17 protein-coding genes and 1 pseudogene are annotated in these 18,516 nt (G+C 59.0%); 11 read left to right on the top strand and 7 right to left on the bottom strand.

Annotation, left to right across the window (positions count from 1 at the left end; all coding sequences use genetic code 11):
• Nucleotides 1-303 (bottom strand): annotated as a pseudogene (locus ACCD02_RS30910) (energy transducer TonB); the annotation flags it as partial.
• A gap of 349 nt (nucleotides 304-652) precedes the next feature.
• On the opposite strand from ACCD02_RS30910, the gene ACCD02_RS30905 reads away from it, so the two are divergent.
• Nucleotides 653-1,558: a LysR family transcriptional regulator gene (locus ACCD02_RS30905; RefSeq protein ID WP_413310238.1), complete on the top strand. Its 906-nt coding sequence runs from the start codon at nucleotides 653-655 to the stop codon at nucleotides 1,556-1,558.
• A 166-nt stretch (nucleotides 1,559-1,724) separates the two neighbouring features.
• On the top strand, nucleotides 1,725-2,291 hold the full coding sequence (locus ACCD02_RS30900) for a hypothetical protein (RefSeq protein WP_413310229.1): 567 nt from the start codon (nucleotides 1,725-1,727) through the stop codon (nucleotides 2,289-2,291).
• Between the two features lie 191 nt (nucleotides 2,292-2,482).
• Here the strand turns inward: ACCD02_RS30900 and bioD are convergent, their stop codons facing one another.
• The 5 genes from bioD to bioB all read right to left on the bottom strand — a co-directional run bounded on the left by bioD (nucleotide 2,483) and on the right by bioB (nucleotide 7,200).
• Nucleotides 2,483-3,163, bottom strand: a complete 681-nt coding sequence (gene bioD / locus ACCD02_RS30895) for a dethiobiotin synthase (RefSeq protein WP_413310226.1) — start codon at nucleotides 3,161-3,163, stop codon at nucleotides 2,483-2,485.
• A gap of 147 nt (nucleotides 3,164-3,310) precedes the next feature.
• Nucleotides 3,311-4,120: a malonyl-ACP O-methyltransferase BioC gene (bioC, locus tag ACCD02_RS30890; RefSeq protein ID WP_413310223.1), complete on the bottom strand. Its 810-nt coding sequence runs from the start codon at nucleotides 4,118-4,120 to the stop codon at nucleotides 3,311-3,313.
• A complete protein-coding gene (locus ACCD02_RS30885) occupies nucleotides 4,113-4,844 on the bottom strand; it encodes an alpha/beta fold hydrolase (protein WP_413310221.1) in 732 nt (243 codons plus the stop codon). The genes bioC and ACCD02_RS30885 overlap by 8 nt, the downstream gene beginning before the upstream one ends.
• Nucleotides 4,837-6,027: an 8-amino-7-oxononanoate synthase gene (bioF, locus tag ACCD02_RS30880; RefSeq protein WP_413310219.1), complete on the bottom strand. Its 1,191-nt coding sequence runs from the start codon at nucleotides 6,025-6,027 to the stop codon at nucleotides 4,837-4,839. Before bioF ends, ACCD02_RS30885 begins: the two co-directional genes overlap by 8 nt.
• Before the next feature lie 114 nt (nucleotides 6,028-6,141).
• Complete coding sequence (gene bioB, locus ACCD02_RS30875) at nucleotides 6,142-7,200, bottom strand: biotin synthase BioB (protein WP_413310216.1); 1,059 nt, start codon at nucleotides 7,198-7,200, stop codon at nucleotides 6,142-6,144.
• A gap of 111 nt (nucleotides 7,201-7,311) precedes the next feature.
• On the opposite strand from bioB, the gene ACCD02_RS30870 reads away from it, so the two are divergent.
• The 8 genes from ACCD02_RS30870 (at nucleotide 7,312) to rarD (ending at nucleotide 15,220) form a co-directional block, all read left to right on the top strand.
• Entirely contained in the window at nucleotides 7,312-8,046 is a 735-nt protein-coding gene (locus tag ACCD02_RS30870; protein ID WP_413310214.1) for a phosphoribosyltransferase family protein, read from the top strand.
• A 206-nt stretch (nucleotides 8,047-8,252) separates the two neighbouring features.
• Nucleotides 8,253-8,378, top strand: a complete 126-nt coding sequence (locus tag ACCD02_RS30865) for a hypothetical protein (protein WP_413310212.1) — start codon at nucleotides 8,253-8,255, stop codon at nucleotides 8,376-8,378.
• Between the two features lie 61 nt (nucleotides 8,379-8,439).
• Nucleotides 8,440-8,934: a glycine-rich domain-containing protein gene (locus ACCD02_RS30860; RefSeq protein WP_413310209.1), complete on the top strand. Its 495-nt coding sequence runs from the start codon at nucleotides 8,440-8,442 to the stop codon at nucleotides 8,932-8,934.
• Nucleotides 8,924-10,195, top strand: coding sequence for a hypothetical protein (locus tag ACCD02_RS30855; RefSeq protein ID WP_413310207.1), 1,272 nt, complete (start codon nucleotides 8,924-8,926; stop codon nucleotides 10,193-10,195). Before ACCD02_RS30860 ends, ACCD02_RS30855 begins: the two co-directional genes overlap by 11 nt.
• 78 nt (nucleotides 10,196-10,273) lie before the next feature.
• Complete coding sequence (locus tag ACCD02_RS30850; RefSeq protein WP_413310204.1) at nucleotides 10,274-11,038, top strand: TOBE domain-containing protein; 765 nt, start codon at nucleotides 10,274-10,276, stop codon at nucleotides 11,036-11,038.
• Between the two features lie 85 nt (nucleotides 11,039-11,123).
• Nucleotides 11,124-13,025: a PhoX family protein gene (locus tag ACCD02_RS30845; protein ID WP_413310235.1), complete on the top strand. Its 1,902-nt coding sequence runs from the start codon at nucleotides 11,124-11,126 to the stop codon at nucleotides 13,023-13,025.
• Nucleotides 13,026-13,240: 215 nt separating this feature from the next.
• Nucleotides 13,241-14,215: a serine/threonine protein kinase gene (locus ACCD02_RS30840; RefSeq protein ID WP_413310202.1), complete on the top strand. Its 975-nt coding sequence runs from the start codon at nucleotides 13,241-13,243 to the stop codon at nucleotides 14,213-14,215.
• A gap of 117 nt (nucleotides 14,216-14,332) precedes the next feature.
• Nucleotides 14,333-15,220: an EamA family transporter RarD gene (gene rarD, locus ACCD02_RS30835; protein WP_413310200.1), complete on the top strand. Its 888-nt coding sequence runs from the start codon at nucleotides 14,333-14,335 to the stop codon at nucleotides 15,218-15,220.
• Between the two features lie 233 nt (nucleotides 15,221-15,453).
• On the opposite strand, the gene ACCD02_RS30830 is transcribed toward rarD, so the two are convergent.
• The gene (locus ACCD02_RS30830) at nucleotides 15,454-15,969 is read right to left on the bottom strand and encodes a glycine cleavage system protein R (protein ID WP_413310198.1); all 516 of its coding nucleotides are present in this window, start codon (nucleotides 15,967-15,969) and stop codon (nucleotides 15,454-15,456) included.
• A 308-nt stretch (nucleotides 15,970-16,277) separates the two neighbouring features.
• Between ACCD02_RS30830 and ACCD02_RS30825 the strand changes: the two genes are divergently transcribed.
• Complete coding sequence (locus tag ACCD02_RS30825) at nucleotides 16,278-18,455, top strand: malate synthase G (protein WP_413310196.1); 2,178 nt, start codon at nucleotides 16,278-16,280, stop codon at nucleotides 18,453-18,455.
• Nucleotides 18,456-18,516 lie beyond the last annotated feature (61 nt).

Below are 18,516 nucleotides of genomic sequence, written 5' to 3'. Positions count from 1 at the left end.
TTCCACCACGGGCGGCGCGGGCTGGGAGAATTCGATGGTCATGGGCGGGATTTCCGGCGGCACGATCGGCAGCACCGGGGCCGGGTTCTGATTCAGGGCATAAATCACCGCGCCGTGCAGGACCAGGGCGAGCACGCCAAGCAATATGGCTTCGCGACGGCTGAGCACACCCTTGGGTGTACTGTGCAAGCGCGACAACGCCAAAGGCCCGCGCCAGACCCGGCCGAGATCAACCAACTCTCCGTTCGGTGTCCTGCGCCAAAGCACGTCGTGGGCACTGGCAGCGGTCTGGACATTGCCCATCGCTTCACTCCTGCTGTCTTCATAAAAGATCGAGGAGCCCATGATTGATGACGGCTGCTTAGCGCATAAAGCAATATTTAAAGTTATAAATAGAACTGAATCGCATATCAAAAACGCCAGGCAGGCGATGGCCCTTATGAATCAATGCCTGCGCCCAAGTGTCATTTCTGCCATGCCTGAAAGGCATTAAAAATATTCTTTTTATGCAGCTATTTCCGTGGATCCAGGTCAATCCATACGACCTATGCATATGCATTTAAAGCCTAAAAATCAGGATTAACCTCTGTTGACGGAATATATGTTGAGCCATGAAACTGCCACGCTCGCCTTATCGGAAGCTGTCTACACCATGGATCTGCGCCAGCTGCGCTATTTTATTGCCCTGCTCGAGCACCGCAGCTTTGTCCGCGCTGCCGACGCCATGGGCATTACCCAACCCGCCTTCAGCCGCAGCATCCAGGGGCTGGAACAGGAGTTCGGCTGCGTTTTGGTAGACCGCGGCAACAAGGATCTGCGCCCCACCGCCGAGGGCCAGGTGGTGCTGCAACATGCCTTGCGCCTGGTGCAGGGGGCGGCAACCCTGAGCAATGAAGTCGCGCAGATGAACAAACTTGATGCGGGCGAGCTGCGCTTTGGTAGCTGTGCCCTGGCCGTCGAGCAGTTGGTGCCTCAGGCGGTGGCGCAGTTTATTGGCGAATATCCGAAGGTCAGAACCTGCTTCCATGTCGGCGACGGCGAGAGCCTGAGCCGCAGCCTGATGCGAGAAGATATAGAGTTTTTCATCGATGATATCCGCACCTTCGAGGCCGATCCCGCCTATCAGACCCTGGCCCTGACCCCGCGCCACAGCGTGTTCTTCTGCCGCCCGCAGCACCCACTGTGCAGCAAGGACAGCCTGTCCACCAACGAGCTGTTCAACTACCCATTGGCCGGCCCGGCGTTACCGGCGGGCATGCGCAAGGTGTTGGCCAACCTGAGCGGCAGGTCCGATCTGGCCTTGAGTATCGAAAGCCCGCACCTGGGCGCGTTGATTCGGGTCGTGCAGCAATCCGATGCCATTGGCATCGCCACCCAGCAAGTGTTGCAAGAAGCATTTGAACGCGGCGAACTGGCGCGCCTGCACTGGCGCAACCAGCCGCACAATCTGGAAAGCCTGAGCCTGCGCCCCGGCATCGTCAGCCGCAGCGGCTATCGCCTGTCGGTAGCGGCGCAGATGATGATCGAGCGACTACAGACGCTGGATCAGTTGGGCTGAGCGAACACACTCATGATCTTGCGGGATAACTTCCAAAAGGATCGCAGTGTCAATGTGTAGTCTATTTCATACATAGTGTTGGGAATTATCGGTCGAAGTTCTCAGGTCAGCCAATTCATCGATCTGCCGTTACACCTCTCATGTAACCTTGACAGGAGAGGCCACGATGAACCTGACTTTCTTCATGGATGAAAATCATTCATACAGACGCGCAATCGAAGTCGCCTATGAGAAGGCCAAAAAAAATGGCGGGGTTGATGAAGTAACTGCGCGGGAGTGCGAACGGATACTCAGTGAGCCGGAGCCGGATTATGTTTATCACGAGGTAGACCTTAGCCCGCGCCTACAGCCGGATGGATGCACATACTATAGAATGCTAAGTGGACGCGATACATGCGAACAAATAAAATTAGATGCCCGTAAGCGTGTAGCACAGAATGTCGCGAATCAAATGGATGAGACATGGAAAGATATCAAAAAGACCGCTGTCGACGTAGAACCTGAGTTATTGAACGAGCTAAGTTTCTCAATCGACGAAAAAGGCACTATCAAACCCGTAAGCACTTCACATCCACTCGATGCGAAAACCGAAAAGCTGCTTTTTGAATTACTGAATAATCATTCGGAATTCAAGAAGGCGGCAAAGGAGTATGTCTGGATACTGGCGGGGCTGGTAGGACTTACACTGGAAGGTTTGTCAGCGCCATACGCTCGGCATTTCGTCGGTTCTTGATTGCAGCAAGGCTAACAGCATGAAACATGCCGTTAGCCTTTAACTATTAACGGATGAGCTTCATCGAGCAAGATAGGAAGTAGTTTTTGTTCAACTCTTGAAATGACGTACTCATTGATTCCAGCCCTTGGTCAACTCTGAGGATGTAAGCAAAAGTAAGCGCGCCTCATCCTCCGCCAGGGTGCGTCAGACTAGTCCAGCAGCTCCAGATGCAGGTATTCCGCCACACCCTCAGCGCTCGGCCGCTTCAGGCGCGGCACGCGTCCCAGGCAAGGTGCTGGCAGACGTTCGGCCAGGGTGGCGAGATTTTCTTCCAGGCGCGAGGTTTTGGGGTCGATGATATTGGCCACCCAGCCCGCCAGTTGCAGGCCGTCCTGGGCAATGGCTTCGGCGGTGAGCAACGCATGGCTGATACAGCCCAGGCGCACGCCCACCACGAGAATCACCGGCAGCCCCAAGCCAATGGCCAGGTCCGACAGATTGGCCTGGTCGGCCAATGGTACGCGCCAGCCGCCCGCCCCTTCGATCAGGGTGAAATCCGCGCCCTTGGCCAGCACCTCGCGCATAGGCCCGAGCAAGGCGCTGACGGTCAACGCCACCCCGGCTTCCCGTGCGGCCAGATGCGGCGCGATGGCGGGTTCGAAAGCGAAGGGATTGACCTGATCGTAAGTCAGCTTCAGCGAACACTCGGCCAGCAGCGCCAGGGCATCGGCGTTGCGCAGCCCGGCCGGAGTGATGCTGCACCCCGACGCCACGGGCTTGCCCGCCGCCGTGCTCAACCCGGACTGCCGCGCCGCATGCAACAGGCCTGCCGCCACGGTGGTCTTGCCGACATCGGTATCGGTGCCCGCGATGAAATACCCAATACTCATCTCAGTGGCCTTATTTAGTGGTGCTGGTGACTGAGTGGGACCGGCTTTAGCCGGGAAGGCTCAGGCATGATCGATACATATTCATTGCCTGTCATATTGTCTTCCCGGCTAAAGCCGGTCCCACAGTTTTGTGCACGGCTTGCTCAATCAGGCCTTTTCCAGAACGGCATAAACCACCTGGTAGGTCGCGGTCAGGCCCTGGGGTTGGCGGAAGCGTTCGTATGCCTCGATCAACGCCTTGATCCGTGCCCGCCCGGTCAGACCGCCGGGCCGACCAGGGTTGATGTTATGGGCACCCAACGCCTTGAGTTCATGGGTCAGGCTACGTACATCAGAGTAGTGCAACACATGGGGCTGCACTTCCAGACTGCGCACATGCAAGCCACCGGCGGCACACATCTGCCGGTAATCGTCGAGTGAGCGGAAACGGTTGACGTGAACCATGCCGTCCACCGCCTGCCAGCTTTCGCGCAGCTCATACAGGGTGCCCACGCACAGGCTGGCAAAAGCAAATACACCGCAGGGCAGCAACACGCGACGGGCTTCGCTGAGCACGGCGTTGAAGTCGGCGCACCACTGCACGGCCAGGCTGGAAAAGATCAAATCGCAGCTCTGCTCGCGCAGGGGCAGACGCTCGGCATCCCCGGCGACAAAGTGCCGGGCACCACCCAACGGCTGCGCGTGACGCAGCATGCCTTCGGCGATATCCACGGCCACGCCTTCGCTGTCGACAAAGCGCTCAGCCAGGGCGCGGCTGAAGTAGCCGGTGCCGCTGCCCATATCCAGCCAGCGCGTCGGGTTCAACTCAGCGGGCAATCGTGCCAGCAGTTGGCTGCCGACATCGCGTTGCAGCTCGGCCACGCTGTCATAACTGGCAGCGGCCCGCGAGAACGAAGCCGCCACCTGACGCTTGTCCGGCAAGGCGCCCGGCAGTGGCGGGTTGGAGAGATCAGTCATCGCTGGACTCGTGCAAGAAAGCCTGGATAGCCGCTGCCACTCCATGGGGGTTTTCCAGAATGAATGCGTGGCTGGCTTGTTCAATCAGGCCAACCTCAATGTCCGGCATCAACGCCAGCAGGTCGCTCGCCGCTTCGGCGGGGACCAACGCATCGAGCCCGGCAAACAGATGCATCTGCGGGCCGCGATAGGTTTGCAGGGCACTGCGGGTATCGAGTTTTTGCAGCAGTTGCAGGCTCGCCAGCAGACTTGCGCTGGAACCATGTGGCGCTCCAGCCTTGAGCAGGCGAGCGATGCCACGCGGATCTTCCGCACCTTGGGCGCAAAGCAGGCTGAAACGCTTGAGGGTCGCCGCCGGGTCCTCGGCGCAGCCCGACAGGAAGGCTTCGAAATCACCGACCGCCATGGCCTGTGGCCAGGCACCGTGGGTGACGAAGCAAGGATTGCTGGCCAGGGTCAACAAACCGCAGCAGCGTTCGCCACGACGTGCCGCCAGCTCCGCTGCAAGCATACCGCCCAGAGACCAGCCACCCAGCCAGGCGTCATTGGGCAGTGTGGCGTCCAGCTCGTCGAGCCATTCCTGCACGTCGCTGCTGTCGAGCTCCGGCAGCGGTTCGATTTCCACCCGCAGGTGCTCATCGAGACCGCGCAACGCCGCCGCCAGAGGTTCCAGCGGAGAAATACCCAAGCCCCAACCCGGCAACAGGATCAGACGATCACGCATGTTGTGACTCCACTGCGTCCTTCGGCCCGAGCAGCGGGTAACACTGCTCCAATGCATTCAACAATAGCTGCACTTGGGCTTCGCTGTGGGCCGCTGACAAGGTCACGCGCAAACGGGCACTGCCAGCCGGCACGGTGGGCGGGCGAATGGCAGTGACCATCAGGCCGCGCTCACGCAGCAATTGCGACAGGCGCAGGGCGCGATCGGCATCACCGATGAGGATCGGCTGGATCGGTGTGAAGCTGTCCATCAGGGTCAGACCCAGTTGCTCGGCGCCGCTGCGGAACTGCTTGATCAGCCGCGCCAGATGCTCACGCCGCCAGTGTTCGCTGCGCAGCAACTCCAGGCTTTTCAGGGTCGCGCAGGCCAGCGCCGGAGGCTGACTGGTGGTGTAGATATAGGGTCGGGCGAACTGGATCAGGGTTTCGATCAGCTCTTCGCTGCCCGCCACAAAGGCACCGGACGTGCCGAACGCCTTGCCCAACGTCCCGATCAATACCGGCACATCGTCCAGGCCCAGGCCGAAGTGCTCGACGATCCCGCCACCATTGGCGCCCAAGGGGCCGAAGCCATGGGCGTCGTCGACCATCAGCCAGGCGCCACGTTCTTTCGCGGCCCTGGCCAGGGCGGGCAGGTCGGCGATATCACCGTCCATGCTGAACACCCCGTCGGTGACCACCAGGGTATCGCCCACGGCTTTGTCCAGGCGGCTGCCCAGGCTGTCGGCATCGTTGTGCAGATAGCGGGAAAAACGCGCGCCGCTGAGCAGGCCGGCATCCAGCAGGGAGGCATGGTTGAGGCGATCTTCCAGCACGGTATCACCCTGCCCGACCAGTGCCGTGACCGCGCCGAGATTGGCCATGTAGCCATTGGAAAACAGCAGCGCGCGCGGGCGGCCTGTCAACTCGGCCAGGGCCTCCTCAAGCTCGTGGTGGGGCGTACTGTGGCCGATCACCAGATGGGAGGCCCCCCCCCCGACACCCCAACGCTCTGCCCCGGCCTGCCATGCGGCAATGATCTCGGGGTGATTGGCCAGGCCCAGGTAGTCGTTATTGCAGAAGGCCAATAACGGCTGGCCATCGACCACCACTTGCGGGCCTTGCGGGCTCTGCAGCAGCGGGCGTTGGCGATAGAGATGTTCGGCGCGGCGCGCGGCAAGGCGTGCGCCCAGATCGAAAGACATGTGGGCCTCGGGGAAAAGCAGGTCGTTACGGGACCAGACGTGGGACCGGCTTGAGCCGGGAAATCGCGTTCCCGGCTAAAGCCGGTCCCACAGACAGCGGCGGTTTCTAGAGAATCAAACAGCCGCAGCGTCGTAGAACATAGAGCTGCTCTTCTGCTCGACCAGCGCCTGCTCGATGGCCGCCTGATGCACTTCATCGGCATGCTCTTCACGGGCTTCGGGCTTGATGCCCAGGCGCGAGAACAACAGCATGTCCTTGTCGGCCTGCGGGTTGGCGGTGGTCAGCAGTTTATCGCCGTAGAATATCGAGTTGGCACCGGCAAAGAAGGCCAGGGCCTGCATCTGCTCGTTCATCGCCTCACGCCCTGCCGACAGGCGCACGTGGGATTGCGGCATCAGGATGCGCGCCACGGCCAGCATGCGGATGAAGTCGAACGGATCGATATCTTCAGCGTTGGCCAGCGGGGTACCGGCGACCTTGACCAGCATGTTGATCGGCACCGACTCCGGATGCTCCGGCAGGTTGGCCAGCTGGATCAGCAGGTTGGCACGGTCATCAAGGGACTCGCCCATGCCGAGGATGCCGCCGGAGCAGATCTTCATCCCGGAATCACGCACGTAGGCCAGGGTCTGCAGACGCTCGCTGTAAGTGCGGGTGGTGATGATGCTGGTGTAGAAGTCCGGCGAGGTGTCGAGGTTGTGGTTGTAGTAATCCAGGCCAGCATCGGCCAGGGCCTTGGTCTGGTCCTGATCCAGGCGACCGAGGGTCATGCAGGTTTCCAGGCCCATGGCCTTCACGCCTTTGACCATTTCCAGCACGTAAGGCATGTCTTTGGCCGAAGGATGCTTCCAGGCAGCGCCCATGCAGAAGCGGGTCGAACCGATGGCCTTGGCCCGTGCGGCTTCTTCCAGCACTTTCTGCACTTCCAGCAGCTTCTCTTTCTCAAGACCGGTGTTGTAGTGACCGGACTGCGGGCAGTACTTGCAGTCTTCCGGGCAGGCGCCGGTCTTGATCGACAGCAAAGTGGAAACCTGGACGCGGTTGGCGTCGAAATGCGCGCGGTGCACCGTCTGCGCCTGAAACAGCAGGTCATTGAAGGGCTGTACGAACAGCGCCCTGACCTCGGCTAAAGTCCAGTCGTGACGCAGGGTGGCGGTAGTGCTGGCGCTCATCGGGCGGCTCCTTGGTGTTTTTTTGGCAATGGCCCGGTGGCTCGGCGGTGATGATTCACGCAGAAAGTCCACAGGCGCGACACGGATGTTCGGCATATTTAAGGAAGAGTCATGCGCTGTCAACCACAGAGCAATCATCAGGTTTACATCTGGTTAAAAAACAACCAATACTGTTTGTTATGCGATGAACGCACCGACGCGGCGCTGCCCATCTGCGTCGCCTGCGAAGCCGAACTGCCCTGGCTCGGTGACCAGTGCCTGCGCTGCGCCCTGCCGATGCCCATGGAAGGCCTGACCTGCGCGCCCTGTTGCAGACACCCTCCGGCGTTCAGCCAGGTACTGGCTCCCTGGCATTACGACTTCCCCATCGACACTCTGGTCACACGCTTCAAGCATCAAAGCCAATGGCCCATGGGCCGACTGCTGGCCGAACTGCTGGGGCAATTGCTGCAACACCGCTTCGACGAAGCCCTGCCCCGCCCCGACTTCCTGCTGCCGGTACCTCTGGCCCGCAAGCGCCTGCGCCAGCGCGGCTATAACCAGGCCGCCATGCTGGCCAGATGGCTGGGCGAACAACTGCAGCTGCCGGTCGCCGAACACTGGCTGCAACGTACCCACGAAACTCCGGCCCAACAAGGCCTCAACGCCAAGGCACGCAAACGCAATTTGCGCGGGGCATTTACCTTGGCTGACGGGCATGGGCTCAAGGGAAAGCATGTGGCGCTGGTGGATGACGTACTGACGACCGGGTCGACGGCAGATGCCATTGCGCAATTATTGATCAAGGCTGGAGCACGGCGCTTGGATGTTTATTGCTTGGCGCGAACGCCTAAGCCGGAGGATTGAGCGACGACCGACCAATACAGAAAGGGATATAACTCGGCTACGATTAGAAAAACTTCCACTTAGCGTATGAAATTTCCCACTAAACTAACGGAAAACTCACTCACGCTACGCAGCTCCTTCGGAAACACAAAAAGTTTACATAGCTCGATACTTCAAACCGAAGCGTCGCGTGACGTTTCAAAATTATCTCTAAGAAGGAATAACTTATGAATAACGCAAAATCTGTAAACTCCAAAAAACCCGACCAGAAGCTGTCGACTGAAGCAAAAAAATTCATGAGCACTCGCAACAATGGTGGCGGCGGCCATTGCCAAGGTGGTGGTAACTGGTAATAAGCGATTAAACAGCTGCCAGCCTCAACGCTGGCAGTTCAAATACCTAAAAAGGCCTCCAATGAAAAACTATAAAGACATTGCGAAGACTCTTCCACATGACATGAACGCCTTTCAAAAGGACGCCGCTTATCCAACTCTGGAAGAAGCTGTCGCACATATAAACAACATCGATTTTTCTCTGATACAGAAAAAGCTCTGCTCTAAAGACAAGCTACTTTGCCGAACATGGTCTTCGGTTGAAGCCGAGATAGGCATTCAATACTATAAAAATTTTCTTTTCTTGAACAAGAAATATCTAGGAGAATTTCCTGTTCTTCCGCCTATGCTGGAGGTTGACGAGGTATGGCACCATCATATACTGGACACACGCCAGTACATGAAGGACTGTGAAAATATTTTTGGCTATTACTTTCATCACTATCCATACTTTGGAACTAGAAATTTATCAGACAAGGAAAATCTCGATATAGCATTTGAGTTAGTCCAAAACCTGCATGAGATTGAATTTGGGAGCAAGATGCTTGATATCTGGAGCAGTGAGTTTGAAATATAGTCATATCATTAAAAGATCTTTACCTGCTTTTTTAGGGGCGCGTTTGGCTCCAGTGCTTGGAATCTCCGCCGTCTTCCTCCTCGTTGCACATAAAAATCCCACAGACCTTGCCATATTTTCTTACGTCCTGGCTGCGGCATCGGTCATATCCGCCTTCTTTTCCCTGATCCTCGCTACCACTGGCAATCGGGCGGCGGCGCTGGCTCAGGACCACGCAGCCCAACGTGACTTGTTTGCCGGTGGCTTTACCCTGGCGCTGTTGATTGCGGCGCTGACGGCCATCACCTGTCTGTGCGCCATGTTCTTTATCAGCGGAACCAGTGGCGCCCGGCACCTGGATACTGAAGTCTTCTGGTCTCTCTCGCTGATTTACATTGCCTCGACACCCTTGCTGGTCATCAATAGCTTTCTGCAGATATTTCTCGAGGCTACTGGTAAAGCGGCCAACTGTGCCAACCGGAAAATACTGGCCACAGTGACTTGTGTCGGGTCGCTGGGGCTTTTATTCGTGGGGGCCAGCGCCGAGGCTTTCAAATACTGGGCAATGGCCTATTTCCTGATAAGCGAACTGCTTGTCCTGTTCCTGTTGATCCGACTTTGCGGCCATCAGCGCTATTGCTCTTCAGGACAGGCCAGAAAACTCAGCGGCTATTTCGTGCGTACAGGCGTCCCTGTCGCAGCAGGAATGAGCGGGCAGAAAATCTATTTTTATCTGCTGACTGAGCGACTGCTCAGAATCGATACCCATCTGGTCGCCCAGCTTTCCGTATTCATGACCCTTGTAGGCCTGCTGATCATCCCGTCAGTGGCACTCTCCCAGATTCATAGTCTTCAGGTCAGCCAACGCATTCGGCAGTCCAAGGGATTCTTTGCCGCCGGTTTGACGTGGACCCTGGGCATCATGCTGCTGAGCGCCGTGGCTCTGTATTTCCTGGGCGAGTATCTGTTTTTCATCGCCGGCGGCTCGATCATTGATTACAGCCGCAGGCTCTTTCTGACCCTAATCGTCTTTCTCACTTGCAGCGCGTTGCTTTCCCTGGCCATGGCGCATCTGCGGGCAAGGCATGAGACCTTTGTTCCGCAGTTGGTCATCAACACGCTGATGCTGGCGTTTCTGATTCCCGGTCTGTACCACTTTCAGTTCATCGATCCAGACGTCGAAACCTTCCTCCTGCTGCAAAGTGCGGCGGTATTTACAGGTTTTCTGCTGTTGTGCGGAAGGATTTTTTTCATCCACCGGCATGACGATGAAGCGGCCTAAACGAAGGTGCGGGAACGCTGCTGATCAGAAAACTGGCTTACACTGGGCCCTCATCAGCCACTAGCCAAAATGCCAGCCATGCCCCTGCCCACCCTCCTCACGCAACATATGGTCCATCGCCCGCAGCGTATCGCCCTGTTGCAGCACGTTGCCGAGCAGGGCTCGATTACCCGTGCGGCGAAGAGTGCCGGGTTGAGTTACAAGGCGACCTGGGATGCCATCGATGAGTTGAATAACCTTGCGCAGAAGCCCTTGGTGGAGCGCAGCGTCGGTGGGCGTGGGGGTGGCGGGGCGAAGTTGTCGGCGGAAGGTGAACGGGTGCTGCGCCTGTATCAGCGCTTGCAGCTGTTGCAGGCGCAGGTGCTGGAGGCCACGGAGCAAAGCACTGACTTGCAGCTGCTCAATCGCCTGACTCTACATACCAGCGCGCGCAATCAGTTGCTCGGGCGTATCGACAGCATTGCCCGGCATGGCCATAAGGCGCTGGTGCGCCTGGAGCTGGCGGGCGGCCTGTTTATCGAGTCGCAGATCACCCATGACAGTACCGTGCGCCTGCATCTGGAAACGGGCACCGAAGTGATGGCGCTGATCAAGGCCGGTTGGCTGGAGCTGTTGCCTGCCGGGCAACCAGTAACAAGTGGATACAATTCCCTGAGCGGTAAAATCGAGGAAATTCTCGACGCAGAAGACGGCCCCAGCGAAGTCAAAATCACTCTGGCAAGTGGCCAGACATTATGCGCGCTGGCAGAGCAGGCGCAGCTTTGCGCCTTGCGGCTGAAAATCGGCAGCCCGGTACAGGTACAGTTCGACCCGGCCATGGTGCTGCTGGGCACGACGGTCTAGGTCGACCCGGTCACTGTTTCGCCATAATTTCGTCATCTCTCCCTGCCTAAGGTTGCGGCCACAAAATCCGCAGGGAGCCGTGATGATGAGCCTGTTAGAAGAAAACCAAAGCACCGATCTCGAACAGATTGTCGGCCTTAGCCGCCGTCGTTTTATCAGCGCCGGCGCCTTGTGCGGCGCGGCGATGTTTCTGGGCGGCAACCTGCTGAGCCGCAGCGCACTGGCTGCCGGTGTCAGCGAGGCCTCGAGCAAGCTGCTGGGCTTTGCCAGCATCCCTGCAGCCACCGCCGACGGCATCAGCCTGCCGCCGGGCTACAAGTCTTCGGTGCTGATCAGTTGGGGCCAGCCGCTGCATGCGGGCGGTCCGGCGTTCGACCCGAGTGGCAAGGGCAGCGCCGCCGCTCAGGAAGTGCAGTTCGGCGATAACAACGACGGCATGAGCCTGTTCCCTATGCCAGGCGACGCCAATCGCGCGCTGATGGCGATCAACAACGAATACACCAACTACCGCTACCTGTTCGATCACGGCCAGGCGCCGCAATCGGCCGAGGACGTGCGCAAGGCGCTGGCCAGCGAGGGCGTGTCGGTCATCGAGGTGCAGCGCAAGAACGGCCAGTGGCAGTTCGTCCAGGGTTCAAAATACAATCGTCGCATCCATGGCAATACACCGATTCGCCTGGGTGGCCCGGCTGCCGGGCATGACTGGCTCAAGACCGCCGCCGACACTACCGGCACGAAGGTTCTGGGCACCTTCCAGAACTGCGCCAACGGCATGACCCCTTGGGGCACTTATCTGACCTGCGAAGAAAACTTCACCGACTGTTTCGGCAGCAGCAATGCCGAGCAAAAGTTCGATGCGGGCATCAAGCGTTACGGCGCAGTGGCGGCCAGCAAGGAGATCAACTGGCACCAGCACGACGAGCGTTTCGACCTGGCGAAGAATCCCAACGAGATCAACCGCCATGGCTGGGTCGTCGAGATCGACCCCTTCGACCCGCAGTCCACCCCGGTCAAACGCACTGCCCTGGGCCGCTTCAAGCATGAAAATGCCGCGCTGACGCAAACCAGGGACGGCCGCGCAGTGGTGTATATGGGCGACGATGAACGCGGTGAGTTCATCTACAAGTTCATCAGCCGCGACAAGATCAATCACAAAAATGCCAAGGCCAACCGCGACCTGCTGGACCACGGCACGCTGTACGTCGCCCGCTTCGATGGCGGCGACAGCAATCCGGATCACCCGAAAGGCCAGGGTGAATGGGTCGAACTGACTCATGGCAAGCATGGTATTGATGCCAGCAGCGGCTTTGCCAATCAGGCTGAAGTGCTGATCCACGCACGCCTGGCCGCCAGTGTGGTCAAGGCCACACGCATGGACCGCCCGGAATGGATCGTGGTCAGCCCCAAGGACGGCAAGGTTTATTGCACCCTGACCAATAACGTAAAACGTGGCGACGACGGTCAGCCGGTCGGCGGTCCCAATCCTCGGGCGAAAAACCAGTACGGGCAGATCCTGCGCTGGCAGGAAAGCGGCGACGATGCCGCAGCCATGAGCTTTGCCTGGGACCTGTTCGTGGTGGCCGGCAACCCGAGTGTGCATGCCGGTACGCCTCAGGGCGGCTCCAGCAATATCACCCCGCAGAATATGTTCAACAGTCCGGACGGTCTGGGCTTCGACAAGGCCGGGCGCCTGTGGATTCTCACCGATGGCGACATGAGCAATACCGGTGATTTCGCCGGAATGGGCAATAACCAGATGCTCTGCGCCGACCCGCACAGCGGCGAGATCCGTCGCTTCATGGTCGGGCCGATTGGCTGCGAAGTCACCGGCATCAGCTTCTCGCCGGACCAGCGCACGCTGTTCGTCGGCATCCAGCATCCCGGCGAAAATGGCGGCTCGACCTTCCCGGAACACCTGCCCAACGGCAAACCGCGCTCATCAGTGATGGTGATCAGCCGGGAAGATGGGGGGATTGTCGGGGCCTGATGATCCGCTGCTGAACCCCGTTCCGTGGGAGCCCACTCCCACAAAGGTCTCTTCAGCGCGTTTTTTTCTGTAGGACCGGCTTTAGCCGGGAAGGCGTATTCCCGGCTAAAGCCGGTCCCGCATGAGTTCTGTGTTTGTTGTGGTTCGTGTTGTACCGCTCTTGTGCGCTAACATCTCTGGCCCGACGCAGCCGCCTGCTGCGCGCAGGAGTCAGCATGGCCCATCCGTTCTCAACACTTACCCCCGACCTGGTGCTCGATGCCGTCGAAAGCATCGGTTTTCTCAGTGACGCCCGCATACTCGCGCTCAACAGCTACGAGAACCGCGTCTATCAGGTCGGTATCGAAGAGTCGCAGCCGCTGATCGCCAAGTTCTACCGGCCGCAGCGCTGGACCACCGAAGCCATTCTGGAAGAGCACAGTTTCACCGCTGAACTGGCCGCCGTCGAAGTGCCTGTCGTCGCGCCTCTGGTGCATGAAGGTCGCACGCTGTTTGAACACGCCGGTTTCCGTTTCACCCTGTTTCCCCGTCGTGGCGGCCGCGCACCCGAGCCGGGCAATCTCGATCAGCTGCATCGTCTGGGCCAGTTGCTCGGGCGCCTGCATGCGGTAGGTGCGACCAAGCCGTTCGAGCATCGCGAAGCCCTGGCTGTGGAAAACTTCGGCCATGCCTCGGTGAACTACCTGTTGAACAATGACTGCATCCCACGCAGCCTGCTTCCCGCCTACGAGTCGGTGGCCAAGGACCTGCTCAAGCGGGTCGAGGATGTCTACGCCAGGACCTCCCACAGCAATATCCGCATCCACGGGGATTGCCACCCCGGCAACATGATGTGTCGCGACGAGGTGTTCCATATCGTCGACCTCGACGACTGCCGCATGGGCCCGGCGGTGCAGGATATCTGGATGATGCTGGCCGGTGATCGCCAGGAGTGCCTGAGCCAACTGTCCGAGCTGATGGACGGCTACGGCGAGTTCCATGACTTCGACCCGCGCGAACTGGCGTTGATCGAGCCGCTGCGAGCCCTGCGCCTGATGCACTACAGCGCCTGGCTGGCCCGACGCTGGGATGACCCGGCGTTTCCCCATAGCTTCCCCTGGTTCGGCAGCGAGCGTTATTGGGGCGACCATATCCTCGCCTTGCGCGAGCAGATGTCGGCGCTGAATGAGGAGCCGTTGAAGCTGTTCTGATCGACTGTGGGACCGGCTTTAGCCGGGAAAGCGTCTTTCTGGCGAAAGCCGGTCCCACAGAGCACCCGTATCACCTGCCATTCAAAAATAAGGTCCACCTTTTACCAAGGACGACACATGCAAGCCGCCAACCCGCGTCGCGGGTACATTCTGGGCCTGACGGCCTACATCATCTGGGGTCTGTTCCCGATTTACTTCAAGTTGCTCGCTGCGGTGCCTGCCGTGGAGATCATCGTCAACCGCGCCATCTGGTCGGCTATTTCCGGGTCGTTGCTGCTGCTGGTGTGGAAGCACCCCGGCTGGTGGCGCGAGCTGCGCGACAATCCGCGCCGACTGGCGATCCTGGCAGGCAGCGGCACGCTGATCGCCTGCAATTGGCTGATCTATGTTTGGGCAGTGAATAACGATCGCATGGTCGAGGCCAGCCTGGGCTATTTCATCAACCCGCTGGTCAACGTGATGCTGGGCATGTTGTTACTGCGCGAACGCCTGCGCCCGCTGCAGTGGCTGGCGGTCAGCCTGGCCGTGATAGGTGTGGCGCAACAGGTGTGGCAGGTCGGCAGCCTGCCGTGGGTGTCCCTGGCGCTGGCGCTGACTTTCGGTTTCTATGGCCTGATTCGTAAACAGGCACCCGTTGCCGCCCTCCCGGGCCTGGTGGTGGAAACCTGGATACTGGTGCCGCTGGCACTGGGCTGGTTATTGTTCAATCCCCTGGCTCACAGTGCCCAGCCGGAGTTCTGGACTACATCCCAAGCGCTGTGGCTGGCGGCTGCCGGGCCCATCACCCTGGTGCCGCTGGTGGCGTTCAACGCCGCTGCCCGGCATTTGCCCTACACCACTTTGGGCTTTCTGCAGTACATCGCCCCGACCCTGGTACTGGCCCAGGCTGTGTTGCTGTACAACGAGCATCTGGCACCCAGCACCCTGGTGACCTTTGCCTTTATCTGGGCTGGCCTGGCGGTTTACAGCGTGGATGCCTGGTTCAATCTGCGCCGCAAAGCCTGATGCAAACGCGAAAACTCTGTACAAAAAATAACCAACCCTCTGTAAGCCAGGCGATTCCTGGCTTACAGTCATCGCTCCCAAGGTTATCCACAGCCTCGTTAAAGCTATTTGTGCACAACCTCAGGATTTTGATTGTTTTTTGACCAACCCAGCCAAAGCCTCGACCGGCGTGGCCTGCAGAGGCGTCTGTACAGGTTATCCACAGGCAGGCGCAGGAAAACGTGGGATAACCTTCAATCTTCCTTGAGCACCAGTTCCACCATCAGGTCGTCGGCCAGGGTCTCCAGGTGCTTTTGCAGCGTTTCCAGCGGCAGGCTCAAGGGCATGCCGAGAATCGCTTCAGCGTGGAACAGCATTTCGCTGCTCATCGGCGCCGGGCGCACATCGGTCACCAGACGCTCGACGTTGACGCCCTGCTCGGCCAGCAAACGGGTAATCTCGCGGACGATGCCGGGGCGATCATTGCCCACCAACTCCATATTGATGTGCTTCCATACAGCGGTGGGTTGGATATCGTTTTCGGCGAACAGTACCTGAATGCCATGCACGGCCAGGTCACGCAGGGCCTTTTTCAACTCAGCCTGCTGTTCAATGGCGATGCCGATACGCACGATGCCGGTAAATTGTCCGGCCATGCGCGCCATGCGGCTTTCCAGCCAGTTACCCTGATGATCGCCGATGCATTGGGCGATACGTTCGACCAGGCCGGGCCTGTCTGCGGCAAAAACAGTGACGACAAGATGATCCACAGCTCGATTCCTCGTATCTGAATGTTGGGCAAGTATAGGCAAAGCCCGAAAAAGCGCGGGAATGCCAAAAATGCGAACTGTGTACAAAATGAATCGTTGTCTGAAACAATCGTCGGCTCGTTTGCGAGCATCGATCTCTCCAACGTGACTAATGATGTCAATCCAGTCGTTCGGTGACATCCTTCAGTCTCATTTTCACGTCGCCAATCATCATGTAGTATCCGCCGTCGCGCACTACATAATTGTTGGCGCTAACAAGACAGCGCTCCCAGATGAACGCTAAAGCTGAGCAGAGTGAGGCAAATGCAATGACTGAACACGTTCAAGTCGGTGGCCTGCAGGTCGCCAAAGTGCTGTTCGACTTCGTCAATAACGAAGCCATTCCGGGCACCGGCCTCGATGCAACTGCGTTCTGGACCGGTGCTGATGCACTGATCCATGAGCTGGCGCCCAAGAACAAAGCTCTCCTCGCCAAACGTGATGACTTGCAGGCAAAAATCGACGCCTGGCACCAGTCCAACGCCGGAAAGGCCCACGATGCCCCGGCTTACAAAGCATTTCTTGAAGACATCGGTTATCTGCTGCCAGAAGTAGCGGACTTCCAGGTCTCGACGCAAAACGTCGATGAAGAAATCGCCCGCATGGCCGGCCCGCAGCTGGTTGTGCCGGTGATGAATGCCCGTTTCGCCCTGAACGCCTCGAATGCGCGTTGGGGCTCGCTGTATGACGCGCTGTATGGCACCGATGCCATCAGCGAAGCCGACGGCGCGGAGAAAGGTAAAGGCTACAACAAGGTCCGCGGCGACAAGGTCATCGCCTTCGCCCGCGCCTTCCTCGACGAAGCCGCGCCATTGGCCGCAGGCTCCCATGTCGATTCCACCGCCTACAAACTGATCGACGGCAAGCTGGTGGTCACCCTCAAGGGCGGCAGCAATACCGGCCTTAAAGACGACGCACAGTTGATCGGCTTCCAGGGCGATAGTGCAGCGCCGACCACTGTGTTGCTCAAGCACAATGGCTTGCACTTCGAGATCCAGATCGATGCCACCAGCCCCGTCGGCCAGACTGATGCCGCAGGCGTCAAAGACGTGCTGATGGAAGCGGCCCTGACTACCATCATGGACTGCGAAGACTCCATCGCCGCCGTCGATGCCGATGACAAGGTGGTGGTCTACCGCAACTGGCTGGGCCTGATGAAAGGCGATCTGTCGGAGTCAGTGTCCAAGGGTGGCAGTACCTTCACCCGGACCATGAACCCCGATCGTGTCTACACCTCGCCTACCGGAGAGCCGGTCACGTTGCACGGTCGGTCGCTGTTGTTCGTGCGTAACGTCGGCCACCTGATGACCATCGATGCAATTCTCGACAAAGATGGTAACGAAGTGCCGGAAGGCATTCTCGACGGCTTGCTGACCAGCCTGGCGGCGATCCATAACCTCAAGGGCAACACCTCCCGGGCCAACAGCCGCAGCGGTTCGATGTATATCGTCAAACCGAAGATGCACGGCCCGGAAGAGGCCGCGTTCACCAACGAACTGTTCGGTCGTATCGAGCAGGTCCTGGGCCTGGCGCACAACACCCTGAAAGTCGGAATCATGGACGAGGAGCGCCGTACCACGGTCAACCTCAAGGCCTGTATCAAGGCCGCCAGCGAACGCGTAGTGTTCATCAACACTGGCTTCCTCGATCGCACCGGCGACGAAATCCATACCTCCATGGAAGCAGGCCCGGTAGTGCGCAAGGCGCAGATGAAAGCCGAGAAGTGGATCGGTGCCTACGAGAACTGGAACGTCGATATCGGCCTCAGTTGCGGTCTGCAGGGTCGTGCGCAGATCGGCAAAGGCATGTGGGCCATGCCCGATCTGATGGCAGCGATGCTGGAGCAGAAAATCGCTCATCCACTGGCCGGTGCCAACACCGCCTGGGTACCGTCGCCAACCGCCGCCGCCCTGCACGCCCTGCACTATCACAAGGTCGACGTGTTCGCCCGCCAGGCCGAACTGGCCCGGCGTGCCCGCGCTTCCCTGGACGACATCCTGACCATCCCGTTGGCACCCAACACCAACTGGACACCGGAAGAGATCAGGAACGAGCTGGACAACAACGCCCAGGGCATCCTCGGTTACGTGGTGCGCTGGATCGATCAGGGCGTGGGTTGCTCCAAGGTGCCGGATATCAACGACGTCGGCCTGATGGAAGACCGTGCGACGCTGCGTATTTCCAGCCAGCACATCGCCAACTGGCTGCGTCATGGCGTGGTCGATCAGGCGCAGGTCATGGAAAGCCTCAAGCGCATGGCGCCCGTGGTCGACCGGCAGAACGCCAATGACCCGCTGTACCGCCCGCTGGCTCCGGATTTCGATAGCAATATCGCCTTCCAGGCTGCGGTGGAACTGGTGGTTGAGGGTGGCAAACAGCCGAACGGCTACACCGAGCCGGTGCTGCACCGTCGCCGTCGGGAGTTCAAGGCTAAAAACGGGTTGTAAGCAATACCTGTAAGGGAAATCCTGAGGGAGCGAATTGTGGGAGCGAATTCATTCGCGAAGA

The organism is Pseudomonas sp. Pseusp88, from assembly GCF_047303955.1.
Classification (GTDB): Bacteria; Pseudomonadota; Gammaproteobacteria; order Pseudomonadales; family Pseudomonadaceae; genus Aquipseudomonas.
The sequence above is the reverse complement of the archived record's forward strand: the minus strand, read 5'-3'. Positions and strand labels throughout refer to the sequence as shown.

Bases quoted from the DNA above. Each gene is read 5' to 3' on its own strand.
- ACCD02_RS30870 (WP_413310214.1), top strand. From the start codon at position 7,312: ATGCGCTGTCAACCACAGAGCAATCATCAGGTTTACATCTGGTTAAAA.
- ACCD02_RS30825 (WP_413310196.1), top strand. From the start codon at position 16,278: ATGACTGAACACGTTCAAGTCGGTGGCCTGCAGGTCGCCAAAGTGCTG.
- rarD (WP_413310200.1), top strand. From the start codon at position 14,333: ATGCAAGCCGCCAACCCGCGTCGCGGGTACATTCTGGGCCTGACGGCC.
- ACCD02_RS30860 (WP_413310209.1), top strand. From the start codon at position 8,440: ATGAAAAACTATAAAGACATTGCGAAGACTCTTCCACATGACATGAAC.
- bioB (WP_413310216.1), bottom strand. From the start codon at position 7,200: ATGAGCGCCAGCACTACCGCCACCCTGCGTCACGACTGGACTTTAGCC.
- ACCD02_RS30850 (WP_413310204.1), top strand. From the start codon at position 10,274: ATGCCCCTGCCCACCCTCCTCACGCAACATATGGTCCATCGCCCGCAG.
- ACCD02_RS30905 (WP_413310238.1), top strand. From the start codon at position 653: ATGGATCTGCGCCAGCTGCGCTATTTTATTGCCCTGCTCGAGCACCGC.
- ACCD02_RS30840 (WP_413310202.1), top strand. From the start codon at position 13,241: ATGGCCCATCCGTTCTCAACACTTACCCCCGACCTGGTGCTCGATGCC.
- bioD (WP_413310226.1), bottom strand. From the start codon at position 3,163: ATGAGTATTGGGTATTTCATCGCGGGCACCGATACCGATGTCGGCAAG.
- ACCD02_RS30845 (WP_413310235.1), top strand. From the start codon at position 11,124: ATGAGCCTGTTAGAAGAAAACCAAAGCACCGATCTCGAACAGATTGTC.
- ACCD02_RS30900 (WP_413310229.1), top strand. From the start codon at position 1,725: ATGAACCTGACTTTCTTCATGGATGAAAATCATTCATACAGACGCGCA.
- ACCD02_RS30865 (WP_413310212.1), top strand. From the start codon at position 8,253: ATGAATAACGCAAAATCTGTAAACTCCAAAAAACCCGACCAGAAGCTG.
- ACCD02_RS30885 (WP_413310221.1), bottom strand. From the start codon at position 4,844: ATGCGTGATCGTCTGATCCTGTTGCCGGGTTGGGGCTTGGGTATTTCT.
- bioF (WP_413310219.1), bottom strand. From the start codon at position 6,027: ATGTCTTTCGATCTGGGCGCACGCCTTGCCGCGCGCCGCGCCGAACAT.
- bioC (WP_413310223.1), bottom strand. From the start codon at position 4,120: ATGACTGATCTCTCCAACCCGCCACTGCCGGGCGCCTTGCCGGACAAG.